Origin of the sequence: Pseudomonas sp. DWP3-1-3b3 (genome assembly GCF_049896305.1) — a bacterium.
Classification (GTDB): domain Bacteria; phylum Pseudomonadota; class Gammaproteobacteria; order Pseudomonadales; family Pseudomonadaceae; genus Aquipseudomonas; species Aquipseudomonas azotoformans_A.
The window spans coordinates 386,584-410,743 of the sequence record NZ_JAFCUA010000002.1; the positions used below are offsets into that span (position 1 = coordinate 386,584).

General features: G+C 60.4%; 23 protein-coding genes. 9 read left to right on the forward strand and 14 right to left on the reverse strand.

What is annotated here, in order from left to right; genetic code table 11:
• Positions 1–5 precede the first annotated feature (5 nt).
• The gene (locus tag ACP7BX_RS08175) at positions 6–698 is read right to left on the reverse strand and encodes a fimbria/pilus chaperone family protein (protein WP_426127361.1); all 693 of its coding nucleotides are present in this window, start codon (positions 696–698) and stop codon (positions 6–8) included.
• Positions 699–837: 139 nt separating this feature from the next.
• Positions 838–1,491 carry a DUF1120 domain-containing protein gene (locus ACP7BX_RS08180; RefSeq protein WP_426127158.1) on the reverse strand — a complete coding sequence of 218 codons (654 nt, stop codon included), beginning with the start codon at positions 1,489–1,491 and terminating at the stop codon, positions 838–840.
• A gap of 466 nt (positions 1,492–1,957) precedes the next feature.
• Here ACP7BX_RS08180 and ppx point away from each other — a divergent pair, with 466 nt between their 5' ends.
• Positions 1,958–3,460 carry an exopolyphosphatase gene (ppx, locus tag ACP7BX_RS08185; RefSeq protein ID WP_033897523.1) on the forward strand — a complete coding sequence of 501 codons (1,503 nt, stop codon included), beginning with the start codon at positions 1,958–1,960 and terminating at the stop codon, positions 3,458–3,460.
• Positions 3,461–3,653: 193 nt separating this feature from the next.
• On the opposite strand, the gene ppk1 is transcribed toward ppx, so the two are convergent.
• Both ppk1 and hemB read right to left on the reverse strand, forming a co-directional pair.
• Positions 3,654–5,876 carry a polyphosphate kinase 1 gene (gene ppk1, locus ACP7BX_RS08190; protein WP_028618415.1) on the reverse strand — a complete coding sequence of 741 codons (2,223 nt, stop codon included), beginning with the start codon at positions 5,874–5,876 and terminating at the stop codon, positions 3,654–3,656.
• An 18-nt stretch (positions 5,877–5,894) separates the two neighbouring features.
• Positions 5,895–6,908 (reverse strand): porphobilinogen synthase, encoded by a 1,014-nt coding sequence (gene hemB / locus ACP7BX_RS08195; protein ID WP_426127156.1) that lies wholly within the window; start codon positions 6,906–6,908, stop codon positions 5,895–5,897.
• 208 nt (positions 6,909–7,116) lie between these two features.
• Between hemB and ACP7BX_RS08200 the strand changes: the two genes are divergently transcribed.
• Positions 7,117–7,752 carry a DedA family protein gene (locus ACP7BX_RS08200; protein ID WP_033897595.1) on the forward strand — a complete coding sequence of 212 codons (636 nt, stop codon included), beginning with the start codon at positions 7,117–7,119 and terminating at the stop codon, positions 7,750–7,752.
• Here the strand turns inward: ACP7BX_RS08200 and ACP7BX_RS08205 are convergent.
• Positions 7,733–8,968 (reverse strand): sterol desaturase family protein, encoded by a 1,236-nt coding sequence (locus tag ACP7BX_RS08205; RefSeq protein WP_426127154.1) that lies wholly within the window; start codon positions 8,966–8,968, stop codon positions 7,733–7,735. The two genes, ACP7BX_RS08200 and ACP7BX_RS08205, sit on opposite strands and share 20 nt — an antisense overlap.
• Positions 8,969–9,084: 116 nt before the next feature.
• On the opposite strand from ACP7BX_RS08205, the gene elbB reads away from it, so the two are divergent.
• Positions 9,085–9,750 (forward strand): isoprenoid biosynthesis glyoxalase ElbB, encoded by a 666-nt coding sequence (gene elbB, locus ACP7BX_RS08210; protein ID WP_426127152.1) that lies wholly within the window; start codon positions 9,085–9,087, stop codon positions 9,748–9,750.
• A gap of 37 nt (positions 9,751–9,787) precedes the next feature.
• Here elbB and ACP7BX_RS08215 read toward each other — a convergent pair whose 3' ends face one another.
• Together ACP7BX_RS08215 and ACP7BX_RS08220 are read right to left on the reverse strand one after the other, a co-directional pair.
• Positions 9,788–10,243: a YaiI/YqxD family protein gene (locus ACP7BX_RS08215; protein WP_426127150.1), complete on the reverse strand. Its 456-nt coding sequence runs from the start codon at positions 10,241–10,243 to the stop codon at positions 9,788–9,790.
• A 1-nt stretch (position 10,244) separates the two neighbouring features.
• Positions 10,245–12,140, reverse strand: a complete 1,896-nt coding sequence (locus ACP7BX_RS08220) for an FTR1 family protein (protein WP_426127148.1) — start codon at positions 12,138–12,140, stop codon at positions 10,245–10,247.
• Between the two features lie 267 nt (positions 12,141–12,407).
• On the opposite strand from ACP7BX_RS08220, the gene ACP7BX_RS08225 reads away from it, so the two are divergent.
• From ACP7BX_RS08225 to ACP7BX_RS08240, 4 genes are read left to right on the forward strand one after another with little or no spacing between them, the layout of a single operon-like run.
• Complete coding sequence (locus tag ACP7BX_RS08225) at positions 12,408–13,802, forward strand: COG3014 family protein (RefSeq protein ID WP_426127146.1); 1,395 nt, start codon at positions 12,408–12,410, stop codon at positions 13,800–13,802.
• 10 nt (positions 13,803–13,812) lie between these two features.
• A complete protein-coding gene (locus ACP7BX_RS08230; RefSeq protein WP_426127144.1) occupies positions 13,813–14,184 on the forward strand; it encodes a YcfL family protein in 372 nt (123 codons plus the stop codon).
• Positions 14,185–14,219: 35 nt separating this feature from the next.
• Positions 14,220–14,807, forward strand: coding sequence for a penicillin-binding protein activator LpoB (lpoB, locus tag ACP7BX_RS08235; RefSeq protein ID WP_426127142.1), 588 nt, complete (start codon positions 14,220–14,222; stop codon positions 14,805–14,807).
• A 3-nt stretch (positions 14,808–14,810) separates the two neighbouring features.
• Complete coding sequence (locus ACP7BX_RS08240; RefSeq protein ID WP_314529706.1) at positions 14,811–15,551, forward strand: penicillin-binding protein activator LpoB; 741 nt, start codon at positions 14,811–14,813, stop codon at positions 15,549–15,551.
• Positions 15,552–15,672: 121 nt separating this feature from the next.
• Here the strand turns inward: ACP7BX_RS08240 and ACP7BX_RS08245 are convergent, their stop codons facing one another.
• The 3 genes from ACP7BX_RS08245 to ACP7BX_RS08255 form a co-directional block, all read right to left on the reverse strand.
• Positions 15,673–16,305 (reverse strand): LysE family transporter, encoded by a 633-nt coding sequence (locus tag ACP7BX_RS08245; RefSeq protein WP_426127140.1) that lies wholly within the window; start codon positions 16,303–16,305, stop codon positions 15,673–15,675.
• Positions 16,306–16,393: 88 nt separating this feature from the next.
• Positions 16,394–16,966, reverse strand: a complete 573-nt coding sequence (locus ACP7BX_RS08250) for a mechanosensitive ion channel family protein (RefSeq protein WP_010207425.1) — start codon at positions 16,964–16,966, stop codon at positions 16,394–16,396.
• Entirely contained in the window at positions 16,966–18,876 is a 1,911-nt protein-coding gene (locus ACP7BX_RS08255; protein ID WP_426127138.1) for an ATP-binding cassette domain-containing protein, read from the reverse strand. The genes ACP7BX_RS08250 and ACP7BX_RS08255 overlap by 1 nt, the downstream gene beginning before the upstream one ends.
• Before the next feature lie 50 nt (positions 18,877–18,926).
• Here ACP7BX_RS08255 and ACP7BX_RS08260 point away from each other — a divergent pair, with 50 nt between their 5' ends.
• Positions 18,927–19,394, forward strand: coding sequence for a TIGR02444 family protein (locus tag ACP7BX_RS08260; protein WP_426127136.1), 468 nt, complete (start codon positions 18,927–18,929; stop codon positions 19,392–19,394).
• On the opposite strand, the gene ACP7BX_RS08265 is transcribed toward ACP7BX_RS08260, so the two are convergent.
• Entirely contained in the window at positions 19,391–20,563 is a 1,173-nt protein-coding gene (locus ACP7BX_RS08265) for an AlgP family protein (protein ID WP_426127134.1), read from the reverse strand. The genes ACP7BX_RS08260 and ACP7BX_RS08265 overlap by 4 nt on opposite strands.
• Before the next feature lie 192 nt (positions 20,564–20,755).
• Here ACP7BX_RS08265 and ACP7BX_RS08270 point away from each other — a divergent pair, with 192 nt between their 5' ends.
• On the forward strand, positions 20,756–21,433 hold the full coding sequence (locus tag ACP7BX_RS08270; RefSeq protein WP_314526808.1) for an FKBP-type peptidyl-prolyl cis-trans isomerase: 678 nt from the start codon (positions 20,756–20,758) through the stop codon (positions 21,431–21,433).
• Between the two features lie 55 nt (positions 21,434–21,488).
• Here ACP7BX_RS08270 and ACP7BX_RS08275 read toward each other — a convergent pair whose 3' ends face one another.
• The 3 genes from ACP7BX_RS08275 to ACP7BX_RS08285 form a co-directional block, all read right to left on the reverse strand.
• Positions 21,489–21,947 (reverse strand): Rsd/AlgQ family anti-sigma factor, encoded by a 459-nt coding sequence (locus ACP7BX_RS08275; protein WP_016975860.1) that lies wholly within the window; start codon positions 21,945–21,947, stop codon positions 21,489–21,491.
• 209 nt (positions 21,948–22,156) lie between these two features.
• A complete protein-coding gene (locus ACP7BX_RS08280; RefSeq protein ID WP_314526812.1) occupies positions 22,157–22,678 on the reverse strand; it encodes a disulfide bond formation protein B in 522 nt (173 codons plus the stop codon).
• Positions 22,679–22,914: 236 nt separating this feature from the next.
• Positions 22,915–24,156, reverse strand: a complete 1,242-nt coding sequence (locus ACP7BX_RS08285) for a heme biosynthesis protein HemY (RefSeq protein WP_426127131.1) — start codon at positions 24,154–24,156, stop codon at positions 22,915–22,917.
• Between the last annotated feature and the right edge of the window lie 4 nt (positions 24,157–24,160).

Below are 24,160 nucleotides of genomic sequence, written 5' to 3' on the forward strand. Positions count from 1 at the left end.
GTCAGTCAGTCCGCGCCAGCCGTCACGGGTGCACGGTAGCTGTCCACCGTGAACCCGTAGACCGTGGCGGGCTGGATCTCCACGGCAGTCACTCCCGCCACTGAGCCGGCCGACCCGACCGTCAGCACTTCGCCCGGCAGGATGTAGGTACGAGGCAACGTCGCCACGCGTGCCTGCGGATGCAACTGCACCTCCAACGCCAGGCGCACCACATAAGCGCTGTCGTTGTGAACGTTCAACTGGTCCCCTTCCCGCTTCCACGTCAGCAGCTGCCAGGGCGCATCGTTCCTGGGCAGGCCTTTGGGATGCAGGATCACGGGCAGGTTCTGCCGCAGGGTGATACCAATGGTCGCACCGCCGGGCGTACGGGCCTGGGGAATACCTTCAAATGACACTCGCTTCAGTCGCTGCGTCTTGAGGGGGGCCTTCGCCGTACTGATGAAGCGAACAAGTTGCGTGTCACCCGCTTCGACCCGAGTAATTGGGGGGGTGACAATTAATAACGGCTCCTGGTCTTCGGGGATATTTTGTACAACAGAATGAAGCAGCGCCGGGCCAGGGTCGGTGTTCTTTATATTAAGTGTCGCCTCCCCGTCTTCCTCATTCAGAATGACAACCGTTGTCTCGGGCTGCATTCCGTCAGCTACTGCAATGCCACATAAACCAAGGCACACACTTATAACCCATAGCAACGACATCATTGTACTTGATAGACCCTTCACGGAATTCCCCCACAACCACAAAGCCAACAATTAACGAACGCTCACGCAAAAACAGCCGACAATTAACCAAGACAGGTAACTACTCTTGATTTAATGTCGGCCGCTCATAACGTATTTAGATGTAACTCAGTTCCAGTGTGGCGCGGCCATCCAGCGTGACATCGCGGGTCAGATCCAGATCTTGCGCGCGGTTGATAACCGCTTTTACTTCAAGCGTGCCTGTCAGCTGAGTGATGGAGGCTGGCACCGGGCTGGTACTGCTGCTCCACGAATACTGGCTAGGTCGCTGAGCGACTTTGCCGTCACTGTTCTGCCACGAAGCTGAAGTGCCAACGCGCACGAGGGGGTTCAGCGTACCGGTGGATGAGCGCAGGTTCTTGAGGGTGACGGAGTAGCCACCGGTACGCTTGCCATTGACCAGGCCCAGCCCGTAGTTCTGCGCCTCGGTGAAGCCAGTGCCAAGGATCCCCGTCACCTTGCTGCCCGATTGCAGGTCAGACAGCGTCAAGCCGAACTTCGCAGGCGTATTGCCGCAGCTGACGGTCAAGCTAACAGGTTTCTCTACCTGAGGATTGAAGGCGGTAGCAGACAGACTACCGGAAGGAATGACGCCGTAATCGACGATGCCGCCGCTGGCCAGGCTCAGGTTGCACGCCAACGGCTTGATGGTCCCGCGCACAATCAGCTCAGCCGCTGTAGTTGCATGAGCACCGATACTCGCGACCAAGCAAAGAGTGCCAATTGCCAAACCAAACATATTTTTTTTCATGTTTTACCTGTCATCTGTAATAGGCAGGTGTTTTCTATAAATGGCCCGAGCATCCAACAATCCCTGGAAACACTCGACCATAAATAAATAACACCACGGCGAAATTGCCGAATGACAGTCTGTGGCTTTGGCACCTCATTAATGAATCAGAGAACACGCCAATAAATGTGGGAGGCGTAAAAATAAAAAGTGGGCCAAACCTAAGTACCGAGTAGGTTTAAACTAAAATCCGATAAGCCAATAACTTCCACCGCGTAGGCAAAGTCGTAAATACTACTACTACAATCAGTCGTTAATAAATCCTACAAAGACAACCTCAACTTCTCTTTTAACTTAGAAAACCGCCCTACAGTTCCCACAAGAATCCCTCACAGACACCCGCAGAAAAATTACCGAAGCCGTACGCGTTGGCACCAAAGGTCGATCGTGGCACGATGGCTGGGTTATCGACCGAGACCCCCTTACCATGCCGCAATCCCAAGCCAAGAATCTGTCCCTGATCGCCGCCATCGACCTGGGCTCCAACAGCTTTCACATGGTCGTGGCCAAGGCCCAGAACGGCGAAATCCGCATCCTTGAGCGGCTCGGCGAGAAAGTGCAACTGGCTGCCGGCATCGACGACGAGCGCCAGCTCAATGAAGAGTCCATGCAGCGCGGGCTCGATTGCCTCAAGCGATTTGCCCAGTTGATCAACGGCATGCCCCTGGGCGCCGTGCGAATCGTCGGCACCAACGCGTTGCGCGAAGCGCGCAACCGTGGCGAATTCATCCGCCGCGCCGAGGAGATTCTTGGGCATCCCGTCGAAGTCATCTCCGGTCGTGAAGAAGCCCGTCTTATTTATCTGGGCGTGTCCCACACCCTGGCCGACACCCCCGGCAAACGCCTGGTCGCCGACATCGGCGGCGGCAGTACCGAATTCATCATTGGGCAAAGGTTCGAGCCATTGCTGCGCGAAAGCCTGCAGATGGGTTGCGTCAGCTACACCCAACGCTATTTCAAGGACGGCAAGATCACCCCGGCGCGATACGCCCAGGCCTATACGGCGGCGCGGCTGGAGATCATGAGCATCGAGCACGCCCTGCACCGCCTGACCTGGGATGAAGCCATCGGCTCGTCCGGCACCATTCGCGCCATCGGCCTGGCCCTGAAAGCCGGCGGCCATGGCACCGGCGAAGTGAATGCCGAAGGCTTGGCGTGGCTCAAGCGCAAGCTGTTCAAGCTGGGGGACGCCGAGAAAATCGACTTCGATGGCATCAAGCCCGATCGCCGCACCATTTTCCCGGCCGGCCTGGCGATTCTCGAGGCGATCTTCGACGCCCTTGAGCTGCAACGAATGGACCACTGTGACGGCGCCCTGCGCGAAGGCGTGCTTTATGACCTGCTGGGTCGCCACCATCACGAAGACGTGCGTGAGCGCACGCTCACGTCGTTGATGGAGCGTTATCACGTCGACCTCGAACAAGCCGCCCGCGTCGAACGCAAAGCCCTGCACGCCTTCGACCAGGTGGCCGAGGACTGGGACCTGGAGGACGGCGTCTGGCGCGAGCTGCTGGGCTGGGCCGCCAAGGTGCATGAAGTAGGCCTGGACATCGCCCACTACCATTACCACAAGCACGGCGCCTACCTGATCGAGCACTCGGACCTTGCCGGTTTCTCCCGCGAAGACCAGCAAATGCTCGCCCTGCTGGTACGTGGCCATCGCCGTAACATCCCCAAGGACAAGTTTGCGGAGTTCGGTGACGAAGGCATCAAGCTGATCCGCCTGTGCGTGCTGCTGCGCTTTGCGATCCTGTTCCACCACATCCGTGGCACCCAGGAAATGCCCCAGGTGACCCTGCGCGCCAATGGCGACAGCCTGGATGTGGTGTTCCCGAAGGGCTGGCTGGATGAAAACCAACTGACCCAGGCGGACTTTGCCCAGGAAGCCGAGTGGTTGACGCGGGTGGGGTTCAGCCTGAACCTGCGCTAACGCGCAGGCGGCCGGAGCGGCTGGTTGTGCTTGCTGTGGCGAGCGGGCTTGCCCCGCGTTGGGCTGCGAAGCAGCCCTAAAGCCAAACGCCGCATTCTGCCTGACAGAATGCGGCGTTTTTATTGGGGCGGCTTCGCCACCCAGCGCGGGGCAAGCCCGCTCACCACACAAGCCTGCTCGTACACACCGCTACTCAATTCACCGTTAGAATCGGGCTACCCAGCTTCTCCAACAACGTCGCCTGCGCACTGCGCGGGTTCTGGTTGCCAGTCGGTGTGTTGCGCACGTAGCGGCCGTCCGACTGCAGGCTCCAGCTGTGGGTGTTGTCGGTGAGGTAGCTTTCCAGCTCCTTCTTGACCCGCATGATCAGCTTCTTGCCTTCCACCGGGAAGCACGTCTCGACACGCTTATCGAGGTTGCGCTCCATCCAGTCGGCACTGGAGAGGAACATCTGCTCTTCGCCGCCGTTGAGGAAGTAGAACACCCGCGTGTGTTCCAGGAAGCGACCGATGATCGAGCGCACATGGATGTTGTGCGAAACGCCGACAATGCCCGGACGCAGGCAGCACATGCCGCGCACCACCAGGTCGATGCGTACGCCTGACTGGCTGGCCTTGTACAGCGCGCGGATGATCTTCGGATCGGTCAGCGAGTTGAACTTGGCAATGATGTGCGCCGGCTTGCCGTCGAGGGCGAACTGGGTCTCGCGGGCAATCATGTCGAGCATGCCCTTCTTGAGGGTGAACGGCGCGTGCAGCAGCTTTTTCATGCGCAAGGTCTTGCCCATGCCGATCAGCTGGCTGAACAACTTGCCGACGTCTTCGCACAGGGCGTCGTCGGAGGTCAGCAGGCTGTAGTCGGTGTAGAGCTTGGCGTTGCCGGCGTGGTAGTTGCCGGTGCCCAAGTGGGCGTAACGCACGATTTCACCGGCTTCACGGCGCAGGATCAGCATCATCTTGGCGTGGGTCTTGAAGCCGACCACGCCGTAGATCACCACTGCACCGGCAGCTTGCAGGCGGCTGGCCAGTTGCAGGTTGGATTCTTCGTCGAACCGCGCACGCAGCTCGATCACCGCCGTGACTTCCTTGCCGTTACGCGCAGCGTCGACCAGGGCGTCGACGATTTCCGAGTTGGCGCCGGAACGGTACAACGTCTGGCGTACCGCCAAGACGTGCGGGTCCTTGGCAGCCTGGCGCAGCAGGTCGACCACCGGGGTGAAGGACTCGAAGGGGTGCAGCAGCAGGATGTCCTGCTTGCTCACCACGCTGAAAATGTTCTCGCTGTTTTGCAGCAGTTTCGGGATCTGCGGCGTGAACGGCGTGTATTGCAGCTCCGGATGGCTGTCCAGGCCGGTGATGCTGAACAGGCGCGTCAGGTTGACCGGGCCGTTGACCTGGTACAACTCGGATTCGGCCAGGTTGAACTGCTTGAGCAGGTAGTCCGACAGGTGTTTCGGGCAGGTGTCGGCCACTTCAAGACGCACCGCATCGCCGTAGCGCCGTGAGAACAACTCGCCGCGCAGGGCACGGGCCAAGTCTTCGACGTCTTCGGAGTCCAGCGCCAGGTCGGCGTTACGGGTCAGGCGGAACTGGTAGCAACCCTTTACCTTCATGCCCTGGAACAGGTCATCGGCGTGGGCGTGGATCATCGACGAAAGGAATACATAGTTATCGCCAGCGCCCCCCACCTCTTCCGGTACCTTGATGATGCGTGGCAACAGGCGCGGGGCCGGGATGATGGCCAGGCCGGAATCGCGACCGAAGGCGTCGATACCTTCCAGCTCGACGATGAAGTTGAGGCTCTTGTTCACCAGCAACGGGAACGGGTGCGTCGGGTCGAGGCCGATCGGGGTGATGATCGGCGAGATCTCGTCACGGAAGTAACGACGCACCCAGGTCTTGATCTTGGTGGTCCAGTGACGGCGACGGATAAAGCGGACCTGGTGTTTCTCCAGTTCCGGTAACAGGATGTCGTTGAGGATCGCGTATTGGCGGTCCACATGGCCGTGCACCAGCTCGCTGATGCGCGCCAGGGCCTGGTGCGGCTGCAGGCCGTCGGCGCCAGCTTGTTCACGGGCGAAGGTGATTTGTTTCTTGAGGCCGGCGACGCGGATCTCGAAGAACTCGTCCAGGTTGCTGGAGAAGATCAGCAGGAACTTCAGCCGCTCCAGCAGCGGGTAGGACTCATCCAGCGCCTGTTCCAGCACGCGGATGTTGAATTGCAGTTGTGACAGCTCGCGGTGGATGTACAGGCTGCTGTCATCCAGGTTGGTCACCGCAGCCACCGGGGCCGGCACTGGCGGCTCGGCTACCACGGCAGGCGCGGCGGGCTCATGCTCCGGCGGGGTCTCGGTGACTTGTTCAACCACCGGGTGAGCGTCTTTTACGGCAACTTCTGAGAGTCCTTCGGTATTCATTGAATGTTCCTGTGAGGGCTATTGTTGCTCTCTAAGCAATTGGGCGGCGCGGGCGGCGAAGTAGGTCAGGATGCCATCAGCCCCGGCGCGTTTTAAGGCTGTCAGGGATTCTAGGATCACCCCTTCACTCAGCCATCCATTCTGTATTGCAGCCATGTGCATCGCGTACTCGCCGCTGACCTGATAGACAAACGTCGGCACTTTGAATTCTTCTTTGACCCGGTAAAGGATGTCCAGGTACGGCATCCCTGGCTTGACCATCACCATGTCAGCGCCTTCGGCCAGGTCGGCCGCCACTTCGTGCAGGGCTTCATGGCTGTTGGCCGGGTCCATCTGGTACGAAGCCTTGTTGGCCTTGCCCAGGTTCAACGCCGAGCCCACCGCATCGCGGAACGGGCCGTAGTAGGCGCTGGCGTACTTGGCCGAATAGGCCATGATCCGCACATTGACGTGACCGGCCAGCTCCAGGGCTTCGCGAATCGCCTGGATGCGCCCGTCCATCATGTCCGACGGTGCAACCACCTGGGCGCCAGCGGCGGCGTGGGACAAGGCTTGCTTGACCAGCGCATCGACGGTGATGTCGTTTTGAACATAGCCGTCTTCGTCCAGAATGCCATCTTGGCCGTGGGTGGTGAACGGGTCCAGTGCCACGTCGGTGATCACCCCAAGCTCCGGGAAGCGCTCGCGCAGGGCACGGGTGGCGCGCTGGGCGATGCCGTCCGGGTTCCAGGCTTCGGCAGCATCCAGGGACTTGAGTTCAGACGGTGTGACCGGGAACAGTGCCAACGCTGGAATCCCCAGCTCAACCCAACCTGCAGCTTCTTCAAGCAGCAGATCAATGGTCAAACGCTCCACACCGGGCATCGAAGCCACCGCTTCCCGACGATTTTCCCCGTCCAGCACAAACACCGGCAGGATCAGATCGTTGGTCGTCAGTACGTTTTCACGCACCAGGCGGCGAGAAAAATCATCACGGCGATTGCGACGCAGACGGGTGGCAGGGAACAGACGATTGGCAGGGGTAAAGCTCACGACAGACTCCTGAGCCCGGGTTCACGGGCGAGCGTTGCAGTTATAAGCGGCCATTATGACGAAGGTATGACAGTTGTGCTTAAGCATGCGACCTGTAGTCGCATTCGTCATCCACGTAGGAATTGTTCACTTCGTGACACATCTCGATACTTTCATGAATCTTCGTGAAGGCGTAGGCTGCGCGTTCATTTCGCCAGCACCCCAGACCATGCTTCAACAATTTCTGCATGACTTCGGCTACTTTGCGCTCTTCCTGGGCACCTTCTTTGAAGGCGAGACCATCCTGGTCCTCGCAGGCTTCCTGGCGTTCCGTGGCTACATGGATATCAACCTGGTGGTGGTCGTTGCCTTTTTCGGCAGCTACGCCGGCGACCAGCTTTGGTATTACATGGGCCGCAAGCACGGCCGCAAGCTGTTGGCACGCAAGCCGCGCTGGCAACTGATGGGTGACAAGGCCCTGGAGCATATCCGCAAGCACCCGGATATCTGGGTGTTGAGCTTCCGCTTCGTCTACGGCTTGCGCACGGTCATGCCGGTGGCGATCGGCCTGTCCGGCTACCCGCCGTTGCGCTACCTGATCCTCAACGGCATTGGTGCGGCGATCTGGGCGTTGGCCCTGGGCGCGGCGGCCTATCACTTCGGCGCGGTGCTGGAAGGTATGTTGGGCAGCATCAAGAAATACGAGCTGTGGGTGTTGGGCGCGTTGCTGCTACTGGGCTTCGGCCTGTGGCTGCGCCGCCGCATCAAGAATGCACGCATCGCCCGCGAGGCCTGTGCCGAGGCCAAGGCCCGGCTGGCAGCCGAGCCGGTCCCGGTCGAAACGCCTAAGACACCAGTCGAGTAAACCGGCTTCTACAGCAGTAGAGGCCGATCACGCTGAGCAGGCTGTAGCTCAGCAGGCCCAGCCAGCCCAGGTTGCTGGCGGGCCATAGCCCCACCAACGGCGCCAGCCACACCAGCGGCACATTCAGCACCAGCCGCGAAAGCTCGGCCTTCAGCGCCCACGGGCGATTCTCCAGGGCCACCCCCAAGGTAAACAACCCCAGCGCCATGGCACTCCAGCCCAGGATCAGCGCCGCCGTGGGCAAGCCTTCACCGAAATTCATCAAATAACTGCCAAAACCCACGTACGCCGCAAATTGCAGGGCGATGTAGACCTGCTGACGACCATCCAGTGGCACTTCGAATTTACGGAACTGGGTCAGGTCATGCTTGGCCAGCGGGTACTTGGCCTTTACGTCTGCCGGACGCCAGCCGGTGCGCATGAACCAGATGCGCAACTTGTCCCACCAGCGCTCGGTACGCCGCGCATCACTCCACAACTGCGCATAAAACTGCAGATTGGCCCATAGCGGATTCCAGCTGGCCAAGGGCGTGGTCACGCCGAAAATCACTGGTTCGTTGTCATCTTCCTCTTGGAAGGTGCCGAACAGCCGGTCCCAAATAATGAACACCCCGCCGTAGTTGCGATCCATGTAGAGAGCGTTCTGCGCATGGTGAGCCCGATGATTGGACGGCGTGACGAAAAACCATTCATACCAGCCAAGCTTCGGCACGTGCCGGGTATGCACCCAGAATTGATAAAGCAGGTTGAGCGACGCCACGCTGATAAACACCACCAATGGCACGCCAAGGACCGCCAGGGGCAGGTAGAAGATCCAGCTCAGCAGGAAGCCGGTGCTGGTCTGGCGCAGGGCCGTGCTGAGGTTGTAGTCCTCGCTCTGGTGATGCACCGAGTGCGCGGCCCACAGGATGTTGCGTTCATGGCCCATACGGTGCAGCCAGTAGTAGCAGAAGTCGTAGAACACAAAGGCGAACACCCAGGTCCAGATGCTTTGGGCCGGGAGATCAATCAATGCAAGATGTTTGAGGGCGAACGCGTAGGTCAAAATCCCTACACCCTTGGTCAACAGCCCTGTGGTGGTGGACAGCACACCGGTGCTGAGGCTGTTGATGGCATCCGCCACCCGGTAGTTGCGCTCGCCGCGCCAGCGGTCGGCGAGCAGCTCTATCACGATCAAGGCAATGAAAAACGGTACCGCGTAAGGCACGAAGTCCATGGTCTGGTCCGGTCTATTTTTGTTACATCAAGATTAGGTGCAGCGACGCGAGATCCCATTGGCAACAGATGACAAATTAGTAGACATTTAACGCCAAGACCCCAGGAGAAATGCCCATGAGCAAAAAGATTGCAGTGATCCTTTCCGGCTGCGGCGTGTACGACGGCGCAGAGATCCACGAAAGCGTGATCACCTTGCTGCGCCTGGACCAGCGCGGCGCTCAGGTCCAATGTTTTGCCCCGAACATCGCGCAGTTGCATGTGATCAACCATCTCACCGGCGAAGAAATGCCCGAGTCGCGCAATGTGCTGGTCGAGTCGGCCCGAATTGCCCGCAGTGATGTCAAAGACATCCGCGAAGCCAATGCCGAAGACTTCGATGCGCTGATCGTGCCCGGCGGGTTTGGCGCGGCGAAGAACCTGTCGAACTTTGCCGTGGAAGGCGCCGGCTGCAGCGTCAACCCACAGGTGCTGGAACTGGCCGAAGCCTTTGCCGAAGCGAGCAAGCCGGTGGGGCTGATCTGCATCTCACCGGCCCTGGCGGCGAAGATCTATGGCCCAGGCGTGACCTGCACCATCGGCAACTGTGCCGGCACCGCCGCCGCGCTGGACAAGATGGGCGCCACTCACCAGGAATGCACGGTGGAAGATATTGTCGAGGATAAGGCGCGCAAGTTGGTGAGCACGCCGGCCTATATGCTTGGCAAGAACATCAGCGAGGTCGCTTCGGGGATCAACAAGCTGGTGGACCGGGTGTTGGAACTCACCCACGAAAACGACTGATTGCCCCCGCTCGCCACAAAAACTCTTCGCCGCAGGGTCAGGGTTGGCGCATCAAGCGAGTGAGAATGCGATCCAGGGCATTCGCAAACGCCTGCTTTTCCTTCTCGCCATGGGGCGGTGGCCCGCCGCCCATCTGGCCTTGCTCCCGCAGATCCGTGAACAGGTTACGCACCGCCAGGCGTTCGCTCATGTTCGCCGGGCTGAACTCCTTGCCCCGTGGATCGAGGGCGGTGACGCCCTTTTTCACCAGACGATCGGCCAACGGCACATCGCTGCAGATCACCAACTCGCCCGGCACCGCGTGCTCCACCAGGTAGTCGTCCGCCGCATCCGGGCCGCTGGGCACCACGATCAGCTTCACACACGCGAAGCTCGGCTTGATCTGGCTCTGCCCGGCCACCAGCACCACCTGGAACTGACGCTTGAGGGCGAACTTCACCACCTGGTCCTTGGCTGCCCGTGGGCAAGCGTCGGCATCGATCCACACGCGCATGTCAGGCTGCCACTCGGCGCTTCTCGGCCAGGCGGCTGCGGCCATACAGCACCACAATTGCCAGGATCGCCACGGCCTGTGCACTCAGTGAGTACGCATCGGCGTGGATGCCCAACCAGTCGAAGTCAAAGAACGCCACCGGCCGCGTGCCGAAGATGCCGGCTTCCTGCAACGCCTTCACGCCATGCCCGGCGAACACCACCGACAGCGCGCACAGCAACGCCGCGTTGATCCCGAAGAACAACGCCAGCGGCAGCTTCGCCGAACCGCGCAGGATCACCCATGCCAGGCCCACCAACAGCACCAACGCCGTCGCACCACCCGCCAGCACGGCGTTGTGCCCGGCCGGGCCGGCTTGCAGCCACAGGGTTTCGTAGAACAGGATCACTTCGAACAGCTCGCGGTACACCGAGAAGAACGCCAGCATCGCGAAACCAAAACGTCCTCCGCCGCCTACCAGGCTGCTCTTGATGTAGTCCTGCCAGGCGGCCGCGTGGCGGCGGTCATGCATCCACACGCCGAGCCACAGCACCATCACACTGGCGAACAGCGCCGTGCAGCCTTCCAGCAGTTCGCGCTGCGCACCACTTACGTCAATCACATACGCGGCCAACGCCCAGGTCGCCAGACCCGCCAGCAACGCCAGGCCCCAACCCACGTTGACGCTGCGCACTGCCGACTGCTGGCCTGTGTTACGCAGGAACGCGAGGATCGCGGCAAGCACCAAGATGGCTTCCAGGCCTTCACGCAGCAGGATCAGCAAGCCGGAGATGTAACTCAGTGACCAGCTCAGGCCATCACTGCCCAGCAAGCCAGCGGATTCGGTGAGCTTGCCTTTGGCCAGATCCAGTCGTTGCTGCACTTGCTCGACCGGCAAACCGTCCTGCAACGACTGCCGGTAGGCCATCAGGGCCTTCTCGGTGTCCTTGCGCACGTTGGCGTCGACGTTATCCAAAGAGCTTTCCACCAGCTCAAAGCCTTCCAGGTACGCGGCTACCGACAGGTCGTAGGCCTGCTCGTGGTCGCCGTTACGGAATGCGGCCAGGCTCTTGTCCAGGGTGGTGGCGGTGTAGTCGAGCAGCTGCGCCGGGCCACGCTTGACCTGCGGCGGTTGCGCACGCTGGGCACGGAATGTCGTGGCGGCAGCTTCACCGTTGGCGGCCAGGACTTCGTTCGGCGTCTGGCGGGCCAGGTCGGCAAGGTTGAACGGTTGCTCGCTTTTCGCGGCGGCCGGGTCTGCGGTGAAACCGGCGATATAGGTAGCCAGGTCCCAGCGCTGACGATCGTCCAGTTGGTCGGCGAAGGACGGCATGTCGGTGCCTTCGACGCCAAGGCCGAGGGTGTTGTAGATCGCATAGAGGCTCAAGCGGTCCAAGCGCACAGGGTCGCGCAGATTGGCCGGTGGCGGCGTCATGCCGACGCTGGCCGGGCCATCACCGGCGCCCGCGGTGCCGTGACACACCGAGCAATGCTGGGCGTAGAGCGGTGCGCCGCGGGTTGGATCAGGGGTGATTGCCGGCGCCTGGCTGACTTCATAGGCCACGGCCAGTTGGGCACCTAATTGCCGGGCTTGCCGGGCAACCGTTGCGCCGTCCTGATGGGCAGTTACAGCCGCTAACAGTTCATCGACACCTTTAACCAACGCCGCGCGCTCCGGGCGCTGAGGCAACTCTGCCACCAGCCCTTGCAACACGCCGAGAAACTCCACCTGTTCGCGGTATTCGGATTCATCGATAACCTTGCCCGCCTCCACCGTCGGTGGATAGTCAGCGCCAATGTAGTCGAGCAAATGCAGGGCTTGCGGGGCTCCCTCGGCAGTTGCGGCCAACAGGTTGAAGCTGCACGACATCAACGCCGGCAGCAGTAGCCAGACGAGAAAGCGGAAGGGGGCAGTCATGAACGAATCTCAAATGGAAATACGAAGTAACACATTGTTAAGGCTTAAAGGGTTTGACTCAAGGCGAAAGTGATTTGGTGTTGGTGACGGCGAGGCATTTTTAGAAGCGGGCTAGTGGCGCTTTGGCGTTTTTGGAGGGCAAATAGCCATTGTTTTGCCAGTAAGGGTGCTTATAATGCCGCGCCCTGTTAGTGCGAAAGGGAATTTCGTTTCTCGTTTTTATGAGGAATGAGCACATCGGTTGACACTATCAGGGAAGAAGTTTGCATGATATTTCGCGCTTTACCTTTGCTTGCGCTCTCGGCGGTGACGTTGTTGTCGGGCTGTTCGATGTTTCGCAGCTATGACACCGAGTTGCAGGCGACCAATCAGCAGTTGGCCAGCGGGAATGTCGACGCGGCGTTGACGCTGCTGGAGAAAAACAACACCGGTGAAGACAAGGACTTGCTCTATTTCTTCGAGAAGGGTGAGTTGCTGCGGGCCAAGGGTGATTTGACGGGGAGCCAGACCGCCTGGCGCAGTGCTGATCTGCAAGTCTACAAGTGGGAAGAGGCGGTCAAGTTCGACAGCGCCAAGTACCTGGCCCAGTTCGGCAGTTTCCTTGCCAACGACAAGGTGCGGCGCTACGAAGGCTATGACTACGAAAAAGTCATGCTGACCACGCAGATGGCGCTGAACCTGCTGGCCTTGAACGACTTCGATGGCGCACGCACCGAGATCAAGAAGACCCACGAACGCGAAGCGGTGATCGCGGACCTGCGGGACAAGGAATACCTCAAGCGTGAGGATGAAGCCGAGCGCGCAGGCGTGACCACCCAGATGAAAGATCTGCGCGGCTACCCGGTGGAAGCGCTGGACGCGCCGGAAGTGGTCGGTCTGAAAAACAGCTACCAGAGTGCGTTCAGCCATTACCTGGCCGGTTTCGTCTACGAAGCCCTGGGCGAGAAGGACCTGGCCGCGCCTGGCTATCGCAAGGCGGCCGAGTTGCGCCCCAATACCCCCTTGCTGGAACAGGCCCTGCTGGATCTGGACAAATCCAAGGTCGGCGTCGATGAAACCGACGTGCTGATCGTGGTGCAAAGTGGCCTGGCGCCGGCCCGCGACTCGATTCGCCTGCCGATTCCGATCCCGATCAACGGCAACCTGGTGATCACCCCGCTGTCGTTCCCGGTGATCAAGGCCGATACGTCCACCGCGACTTTCGCCCAGATCGGCGTCGACGGCCAGCAACAGAACCTCACCGCGCTCAACAGCACCACGGCCATGTCCCGCCGTGCCCTGCGCGATGACATGCCAGGGATCATCCTGCGCACCACGGTGCGTGCAGTCACCCGTGGTGTGGCGCAAAACAACCTGAACAAGACAAACCCCATGGCAGGCCTGGTGCTGGGTATCGCCTCGGCGGTCACCGAAGGTGCCGACACCCGCACCTGGCGCACCCTGCCGGACATGACCCAGGTGACGCGCCTGCGCCTCAAGCACGGCGAGCACCAGGTCAGCCTGCCCAACGCTCTGGGCGGCACGCTGGTGACGGTCAAGGCTGACCAGCGTTATCAGGTGATCACCCTGCGCGTGGTGGGCAACCAGGTATTCGCCGGTGGCCTGGCCGCCCATGTGGTGCCGAGCACCGCCACCCAGGCCATCGCCCTCAAACAACCTTAAGGAGCACGCTATGCGTCATTTCATCCTCGGCGCCCTGGCACTGGTCCTGCTGGCCGGCTGCGCCACCCCGCCACCACCGGAGCCTGGCAGCGCCGCCAGCAAAATCGTGGTGATGGGCAAGTTCAAGGGCATCACCGTCGGTGCCATCCGCGTTGCACGCGAGAACGGCTTCCTGACTGCCAAGGTGCAGTTGAGCAACATCACCAGCAGTAACCAGACGATGTATTACCGCTTCGCCTGGCTGGGAGCCGACGGCTTCCCGGTGGGCGACGAAGAAACCTGGAAAGTGCTGAACCTGTACGCCAACCAGGCGACCTTCCTGCCGGCCATCGCCAACTTGCCTCAAGCGGCGGACTTCCGCCTTGAAGTGAAGACGCCTTGAGCCGTTCCCCTTCTACGTTTCAGAGAGAATTCCCCATGCTTGCACGCTTCTCGATCTTCGCCGTGGTTGCCCTGCTGGCCAGCGGTTGCTCCAACACCTCGTCTGTACTGGGCAGCAAGAACATCAACTACGGCGACACCAAGGCCGTGGAAACGATCACCAACGAGTTCGGCTCCACCGACCTGCAGATGATCGCCGAAAGCATGACCCGCTCCCTCGCCCAGTCCGGCATCCTGCAGGGCCGCCCGGTGGTGCAGGTGTATGACGTGAAGAACAAAACCAGCGAGTACATCGATACCCGCGAGATCACCACGTCGATCAAGACACAACTGATGAAAACCGGCACCGCCCGCTTCGCCAGCGACAACACCGACATGCAGAGCCAGGTCGACCAGCTCAAACTGCAGAACCAGAGCGGCCTGTACAAGAAGTCGACTGTCAGCAAGACCGGCAACATGGTCGCCGCCAAGTACCGCCTGGAAGGCTCCATCAGCTCTATCGTCAAGCGCAGCTCGGACTACAAGGACGTGTTCTACAAATTCAGCCTGCAACTGGTCGACGTCGAGAGCGGCCTGGCCGAATGGATGGACGAAAAAGAAATCCGCAAGACCACGGAGCGCTAAGCAATGCGTGCATGGATCGGCATGATCGGCCTGCTGTGCGCCTTTGGCGCCTCGGCCGCCCCGAAGATCGCGGTGACCGACCTGGCCTACGAGGCGCGGGTCGAGGAATATATCCACCAGGTGTCGGCCAGCAACAACTTCCAGGCAAGCGCCTACCACGCCAGCGGTGCGTCGAACTACAGCGAGTACGAAAGCCGTACCCGCTACATCGAACAGACCGAGCTGCGTAAATTCAGCGGCGATATCAAGGGCGAGATTCTCAAGTCGCGCCAGTTCCAGCTGGTACAGGGCACGCCCTACACCGCCGATGCCAAGGGTGACGTCTACGACGTGATCAAGCGCATCAAGGCCGGCAATTTCAAGGGTGCCGACTACGTGCTGTTCGGTACGCTGTCGGATATCGACTTCACCCAGGACATCAACGCCCTGGACCACACCAACAGCTACTCAGCCGTGTTGGGCCTGACGCTGGTGGCGGATTTCAGCCTGATCAACACGCGCACCTACGAGATCACCTCGGCGTTTACGGCGATGGGCGAAGGCCAGGACACCAAGCTGGTGAACAGCCGTGACGTGCGCGTGAGCCTGAACCGGCCGCGTGTGGTGAAGGACGTGTCGAAAGCACTGGGTGAGGATGTGGCGCGGCAGTTGGCGGAGCAATTGGGGGGCGGGTATCAAGACCCGGGCAAGCCGGCGCTGCGCAACAACCTACCGAGGGATGAAGCGCCGAAGATCCTGCGCTGAAACCCGATTTCACAAGCGACACAAACCAATGTGGGAGCTGGCTTGCCTGCGATAGCCGTGTATCAGATACACCGCCATCGCAGGCAAGCCAGCTCCCACATTTTTGATTCGGTTTCTTCAGTTATGCCGTGGCGCGATGAAGGCTGGCGAGAAAGCCGGCAGCGCCGACAAACAACCCGGCAAACGTACGGTTCATACGTTTCTGTTGTTTAGGCGTACGCAACAGGCGCAAGACCTTCGACGCCAGCCCCGTATACCCCGCCATCACCACCATATCGACGCAGATCATCGTCGCACCCAGGATCAGGTACTGGATCAGCAGCGGCGCCTGCGGGTTCACGAACTGCGGCAGCACCGCCAGCATGAACACCAAGGCCTTGGGGTTGCTGGCATTCACCAGGAAACCACGGAGCATCATCGCCATCGGCTTGCCGATCGGGCGCACGGCCGCGTCATCGGTCATGTCCATGGGCAACGCACGCCATTGCTTGATGGCCAGATACACCAGGTACGCCACGCCAAACCATTTGATTGCATAGAACGCGGTGGAGGATGTCGCCAGGATGGCACCCAGGCCGCATGCCACGACGGCAATCTGCATCGCCAGGCCCAGTTGCAGGCCAATCGCGTTCCAGTAACCGCGCAGGAAACCATATTGCAGGCCGCTGGACATCGAGGCGATGGCGCCAGCGCCAGGGGAAAGGGAGATGATCCAACTGGCCAGGAAAAAGGCCAGCCACGTATCGAGTGCCATTACACACCTCAAGAGGGAGTTTGCTGTTGTACCTTAAGCTAACTCCGCCGACCAAAGGCTGGCTATAGATTTTTACAAGATGTGAATACTAGCGATCGCCCGGAAACACATGGGTACCTGGCCAACGCCGCACCGAACGCTGGAAAAACAGGCTGTTGGGCACTTGCACCATCGCGCTGTCAGTCCCCGCTTCTGCCACTTCGATCAATGTGGTGTAGAGCAGATTGATCGCCACGACCCGGCCCTTCACCCCTGGTTTGTCGACGGTATCCACCAATTCGACGATATCGCCCAGGCGAAACGGCCCGACCGTGAAGATCAGAATGGCGCACAGCAGGTTGGACAGCACCGACCACATGGCGAAGAACGCCACGGCGGCGACCGCGACAAACCCGGACAACGCCGTCCACAGCACCGTGGCGGACACACCCAGGCGGCCCAGCACGAAGATCAGCGCACTGCCCATGATCAGCCAGCGCAAGCCACCGCGCAGCGGCATCAGCAGCTGCGGCGGGAATGGGTAGCGCTCACCCAGGCGAGTCAGGCCTTTGGCGACAAAGCGCTGGGCAAGGTAACCCGCCAGCAGGATGAGCAGGATTTGCACGCCAACCCAGACGGGCTCGACCCACTGTGTCGGTATCGGCAGCTGCAACGCTTCCATCAGGACAGCGCCTCCAGCTCCGCTTGCAGGGTTTCGAGCAATTCGAGGGCCTCCATCCAGGTCTCCTCCAATTGCCCTTCACGCACCTTGAGCTTGGCCTGTTCGGCCAGCAGGTCGCGCAACTCATCCTTGCGGGCGGCCTCGTAGACGGCGCTGTCGCCCAGGCTGGCTTCGATCTTGGCCAGGCGCTCATGCACCTTGCCCAACTCGGCTTCCAGCTTGTCAGCCTCACGCTTGTGCGGCGCCAGTTGCTGACGCAACGCGGCGGCGGCTTGGCGCTGGGCCTTTTTGTCGGTCTTGTCCGGGTTGACCGGGGTGTTGCTGACGGGCGCGTTGCGCAGGCGGTAGTCCGTCAGCCAGCGCGCGTAGTCGTCCAGGTCGCCGTCGAATTCCTCGACTTTGCCGTCCGCCACCAGCAGGAAGTTATCCGTGGTGCTCTTGAGCAAATGGCGATCGTGAGACACCACCAGTACCGCGCCGCTGAACTCCTGCAGGGCCATGGTCAGCGCCAGGCGCATTTCCAGGTCCAGGTGGTTGGTCGGTTCGTCGAGCAGCAGCAGGTTCGGACGGTCCCAGGCGATCAATGCCAGGGCCAGACGGGCTTTTTCGCCGCCGGAGAAGTTCAGCACCGGCTCGTCGATGCGCGCACCACGGAAGTCGAAACCACCGAGGAAATCGCGCAGGGTTTGTTCGCGCTCGGTCGGCGCCAGGCGCTGCAGGTGCAGCAACGGGCTGGCCTTGGAATCGAGAGAGTCCAGCTGATGCTGGGCGAAGTAGCCCACCACCGTGTTCTCGCCACGAGTCAGGCGGCCAGCCAATGGCGACAGCTCACCCGACAGGTTCTTGATCAGCGTCGACTTACCCGCACCGTTAGGGCCGAGCAAACCAATGCGCGCACCCGGCGTGAGTTGCAGCTTCACTTTTTCCAGGATGGTTTTGTCGCCGTAACCCAGGCGTGCATCGGAGAGATCCAGCAACGGGCTGGAGATCTTTACCGACTCGCGAAACACGAAGTCGAACGGCGAATCGACGTGGGCCGCCGACAGCTCCTCCATGCGCTCCAGTGCCTTGATCCGGCTTTGGGCCTGGCGGGCCTTGGTGGCCTGGGCCTTGAAGCGGGCAATGTAACTTTCCATGTGCGCACGTTGCGCCTGTTGCTTCTCGAACGCCTGTTGCTGCTGGGCCAGGCGTTCGGCACGAGCACGTTCGAACGCAGTGTAGCCGCCACGGTACAGCGTGATTTTCTTCTGTTCGACGTGGGCGATGTTGTCGACCACGGCGTCGAGGAAATCCCGGTCGTGGGAAATCAGCAGCAAGGTGCCCTGGTAACTCTTGAGGAAGTCTTCCAGCCACAGGATCGCATCGAGGTCCAAGTGGTTGGTCGGTTCGTCGAGCAGCAACAGGTCCGACGGGCACATCAGGGCCTGGGCCAGGTTCAGGCGCATGCGCCAGCCGCCGGAGAAGTCCGCGACCGGACGGTCCATCTGCTCGTTGGTAAAGCCAAGGCCGGCGAGCATCTTGCGGGCGCGGGCATCGGCGGTGTAGCCGTCGGCGCTGTCGAGCTCCGAGTGCAGGCGGGCCTGGGCGGCGCCGTCCTGGGCTTTCTCGGCCTCGGCCAGGTCGTGTTGCACCTGGCGCAGGCGCAGGTCGCCATCGAGCACGTAGTCGACCGCGATGCGGTCCAGGGTGTCGATCTCCTGGCGCATATGGGCGATGCGCCAGTCGGCCGGCAGCAAGCAGTCCCCGGAATCCGGGGTCAGCTCACCCAGCAACAGGGCGAACAACGTGGATTTGCCGGCGCCGTTGGCACCGATCAGGCCGGCTTTGTGACCGGCGTGCAGGGTCAGCTCGGCGTCTTCGAGAAGACGTTGCGGGCCACGCTGTAATGTTAGGCTTTGAAGTCGGATCATAATGGCGGCGGAGTCTACCAGCTTCGTTCGCCGCTGGCTTGGGTGTGAATATGCGCGCTGACCTGTGGAGCTTTGCCCTCTCGACTTACACCCGCCCGGGCGTGGAGGCCGCTTGCCTGCGTTTGCAGGCACAAGGGGCAGACGTGTGCCTGTTGCTGTGTGGCGCGTGGCTGGAGCAGCGTGCGGTGACAGTGACCGCCGAGCGTATACAGGCGCTGAGACAGGTCGCCAGGCCTTGGCAGACAGGCGTGATCGAACCGTTAAGACACCTACGCACTCAATGGCGCGCCATGGCACAGCAAGATAAGGATTTGGCGGGATTACGCGAACGGGTCAAGGCCCTGGAGCTGGACGCCGAACAGCAGTTGCTGGCACGTCTGGAAGCGTTGGCGCAACTGTGGCAGATGGGTGATGCGATGGGTCAGCAACGATGGCTGGAAGGACTGGCGGCTGAGGATGCCGCCAACCTTGACCACGACGCGCTGCAACAGCTGCGCGTCGTGGCCACCAACACTTAGGAAGCGCTGGTTGGGGTGGTGCTTGGCGCTACCGGGGCAGTCGTGCTGCTGGCCGGTGCAGTTGGAGCGGTGGACGCTACCGGGGCAGCCGGTGTTGCTGGCTTGGCCGGTGCTGGTTTTGCGGCAGCGGGCTTCGCTGCGGCTGGTTTGGCAGCTGGTTTTGCAGCAGCAGGTTTTGCAGCTGGCTTGGCGGCCGGTTTCGCAGCAGCAGGTTTTGCAGCTGGCTTGGCGGCTGGTTTTGCAGCAGCGGTTTTAGCAGCTGGCTTGGCGGCTGGTTTTGCAGCAGCGGTTTTAGCAACTGGCTTGGCGGCTGGTTTTGCAGCAGCGGTTTTAGCAGCTGGCTTGGCGGCTGGTTTTGCAGCAGCGGTTTTAGCAGCTGGCTTGGCGGCTGGTTTTGCAGCAGCAGGTTTAGCAGCTGGCTTGGCGGCTGGTTTCGCAGCAGCGGTTTTAGCGGCTGGCTTGGCGGCTGGTTTTGCAGCAGCGGTTTTAGCAGCTGGCTTGGCGGCCGGTTTTGCAGCAGCGGATTTAGCAGCTGGCTTGGCGGCTGGTTTTGCAGCAGCGGTTTTAGCAGCTGGCTTAGCGGCTGGTTTCGCAGCAGCGGTTTTAGCAGCTGGCTTGGCGGCCGGTTTTGCAGCAGCAGGTTTAGCGGCTGGTTTCGCAGCAGCAGTTTTGGCAGCAGGTTTTGCCGCAGCTTTAGCAGGTGCCTTTGCAGCAACAGCTTTGCTCGCTGGCTTTTTCGCCGCGCTCGCTGCAACCGCTTTTGCAGGGGTACGAGCACCCAGCACTTTAGCCACAGCTTCTTTCACACGACCAACGCCCTGGGCCAGCTTCAGGCTTTCCTGGGCATCTTTTTTCAGTTGGGAAATGTAGGCGCGGGTTTCAGCTTGGCGATCCTTGAGGGCGTCCAGCAGGTCCTCAAGTTCTTTGACAGCGTCTTTGGCTTTGGCTTGTGCCTTGGCCTTGCCGGCAGTGGCGGCGTCTTGCAGTTTGGTGCGGGATTTGTGCAGCTTCTCTTGCGCTTTACCGCGTTGTTTTTCCAGCTTGGCGAGCAGTTTTTCTGCATCGGCCAGAGCTTGGGAACAAGCGCTTTCCAGATGTTCGAGCAAGCTGCCCGAAAGTTGTTGGAGTAAATGCAACGGGGTATTAACAGGCTTCTGTTTGGCCGACATGGTTTACCTCCTGGCTGACGTGGGTGCGGCTCATACTAGCCCTCTGCTCTTACCGCCGCTAGGGCATGTTGACAGTATCGTTTGCCTTGCGTTGCACCGTGTGAAAATTCTTATCGATATAACGAAAATACGCGGCACTTTTTACCCTTTCACACTGGCATAATCCGTCGCACTTTCGGCGGGAGAATGCCCATGTCGCGTTACCTTTTTCTTGTGCTGGGCTTGGCAATTTCGGTGGCCAATGCGAGCGATCAATCGTCGGCGAAAACCGTTGACCAGAATCAGCATGACCTCGCCTACAGCCTGGGCGCCAGCCTCGGCGAACGCCTGCGCCAGGAGGTTCCCGACCTGCAAATCCAGGCGCTGATCGATGGTCTCAAGCAAGCGTATCAAGGCAAACCCTTGGCGCTGGACAACGCCCGCATCGAACAGATTCTCGCCCAGCACGAAGCACAAAACGACGCCGACGCGCAGGCGCCTCAAAGCGAAAAAGCACTCGCGGCCGAACAACAATTCCTGAGCAAAGAAAAAGCAGCAAAAGGCGTACGCGAATTGGCGGATGGGATCCTGCTGACTGAACTCACTCCCGGCACCGGTGAAAAACCCAAAGCCAGCGACCAGGTCCAAGTGAAATACGTGGGGCGGCTACCCGATGGGACGGTGTTCGACCAGAGCACACAAGCACAATGGTTTCGTCTGAACAGTGTGATCAGCGGTTGGAGCAGCGCCTTGCAACAGATGCCGGTGGGAGCAAAATGGCGCCTGGTGATTCCATCGGCCCAAGCCTATGGCGCAGATGGCGCCGGCGAATTGATTGCGCCTTACACGCCACTGGTGTTCGAGATCGAATTGCTCGGTACGCGCCCTTGAGACAATAAAAAACGGTGCGTCATGCGCACCGTTTTTTGTATATCGCTATCGAGGGTCAAGCCTGGGTAGCAGACTCTTCCTTGTGAGCGTTGTGCAGCACTTCGATCAAGCAGTCTTCCAGCTCGAATCGTTCGTGCAGCAACGCGCCCAATTCTTTGAATTTATCTGCCACGCAGTTACCGGCATCACACAGGTCGGTGAACTCAAGCAGCTTTTCGGTGATGACATCGATGCGCGGGTAAAGGGTCTCAGCCAAATCAAGGCCACGCTGATCGTCGAAGGCTTCCGCCTCCTTGGTCAGTTGTTCGTAGACGCCGAAATGACCGGCTGACACGTAGTCCACCAACACACCGCAGAAATCCTGCAACGGTTCGCGGTTCTGCGCCAGCGCCTCGGGCTTGGCGCCGAGCGCATCAAAGGCCCGAACCAGTTCGTGACGTGCCTTCAGCCAGCTGTCGATCAGCTTGTGCACCCCACCCCAGCGTTCCTGAGCATTCTGACAACTTTCCAGCATGATGATCTCTCTTCCCTATAGGGGCGCTGCCGCCTGGTGCCCGCGCAACACTTCAAGGATAAAGCAGCAACCGGACAAGGCCGCATCTGACAAACGGTTTCAATAACACGTGCGGGCCAGATTATGCCCGCATGACTGTGGCTTCAAGGTACGCAGGAGAGAAAGTTCATACAAGTGTTTAATCCCGTCCTACAAACTGCGACCGGCATTCAGCGCCTCGCCGGACGCAAACGCTGGCTCAACAACAGCCGTGAAAACTGCATGGCGCCCAGGATCAACATCCCGACGAAGAACAGCAGGCTCCACTCCGGCAGGCTCAAGTCAAACAGTGTCCAATTGATCTCCACACAATCGACAGTGCCTTTGACAGTCAATTGCAAAGCCTGCCAAAACGACAGGTTTTCGATCATGTAGTGCAGGCTTGGCCAGCAGTCAGCCACCTGCTCCGGTGCGGCGTTTTGTAGCAATACCTGGCGCACGGCGGTCATGGCGCCAAGCAACGCGAAGCCCATGCTTGCCAGCCCATACAGACAGCTCACAGAGCGCTTGGGGTTATGGATCGCCGCAACCAGATTGGCCAATGTGAAAGCAGCCAGGAACCCCCTTTGCACCTGACACAGGAAGCAAGGGCGCAAGGAGACGCCGAATTCAAGGTAAAAGGACGCGCCCAATGTCAGCGCACCGGCCAGGAACGCAAGGAAAAACAAGGAGCGTGAAGGGGCCAAAGGCATGCTTTATCCGCATCGCGAAAGATAGGTCGCTACGGTAGAGGAAAGGACTGACCCCTTTCAATACATGCCAGAGCAGACGATTCCGCGAGAGGGTAAGGACTTCCCGCCAGAAGATGGAAGACGTTGGGCTGTTGAGCGTCAGACATTGCCCACAAACGCTCTACAGCCCGTTTTTCCCATGGAGTGAGGGGGTGGCGGCCAGTTATCTCCGGGCCGCTCCTCACCCCTTTCCTACATCAAACTCGGACCGGCACAGGCAGCGGTGACGCCAGCAAACGGTTGTCCAGCAACCCAAGGCCCTCTTGGAACAGCTGGTTGCTGCGTTCAGTGTCACCCAGTTGCGCCAACAAACGCGCCAACTCGGCACAGGCCTCGGGATTACGCTGCACCTGCAGGCTGCTTTCCAGATAATCCCGCGCTTTGCCCCACAGGCTGTTTTGCAGGCACAGGCGGCCCAGCGTCAGCAACAGGCTGGCATCACCTGAATGATCCTTGAGCCAACCTTCGGCAAACTTCAATTGCTTGGCTGGATCACTGCCACGCAACAAGCCGTAGAGTCGAATCAGATGGCTGTCGTAACCGCGCTTGATCGCGCCACGCAGCGCTTCCTCGGCCTTGGCATCGGCACCCAACTGACGCAGTTGCTCGGCATAAGCCAGGACCAGTTGCGGCTCCTGGCGCTGGGCGGAAGTGAGTTGCTGCCAGGCTCGCTCAAGGGACTGCAAGCCGGCCTCGCCCTGCTCTTCACGCTGGGCCGCGAGACTCAGGTTCTCGCCCCAGGCGCGACGCTCAAGCTCGGCCAGTTCACTGGCGGGCAGCACTTTATCCTTGCGCAGTTCCGGCAGCAGGCGGATCACCGACGACCAGTCGCCCCGCTGCTGATGCAGGCGCTGCAATTGACGCAGGACCTGAGCGTTGTGGGGGTGACGTTCGTGCATGGCCTGCAAGGTGGTCAGTGCGCCGTCGGTATCGCCGCGGTCCAGTTGCAGTTGCGCATGACTCAGGGCGACCGCCAGCTCGGCCTGGGGCTGACGCTCCAGGGCACGCTCCAGCAAACCATCGGACTCTTCGTAACGCCCCTGCTCATTCGCCGCACGGGCTGCGCCAAGGTAATACAGCAGTGGCTGACGCTCGGCTTCGGCGGCACGATGCAAGTGGCGCTCGGCACTGGCCCAGCGGCCTTCGGCGAGGTCCATCTGGCCCTGCTCGATGGCAACCTGCACACGCCGGCTGCGGTTACGCCGCGACCACGGATTGACCACGCCACCGGAGGTGGTGACCAGGCTCAACAACACACGGACCAGGTAGATCGCCAGGCCGATGGCAAACACCGCCACCAGAGTCGCCCACAGGCTCGATTCGTAATGCAGCACATGAGGGTAGGTAATCAGCACGTAGCCGGTGTGTTTCGAAATACCCACTGCCAGCGCCAGCGCGACTGCAATCGCCAGCACCAGGATCACATAGAAGCGTTTCATCGGC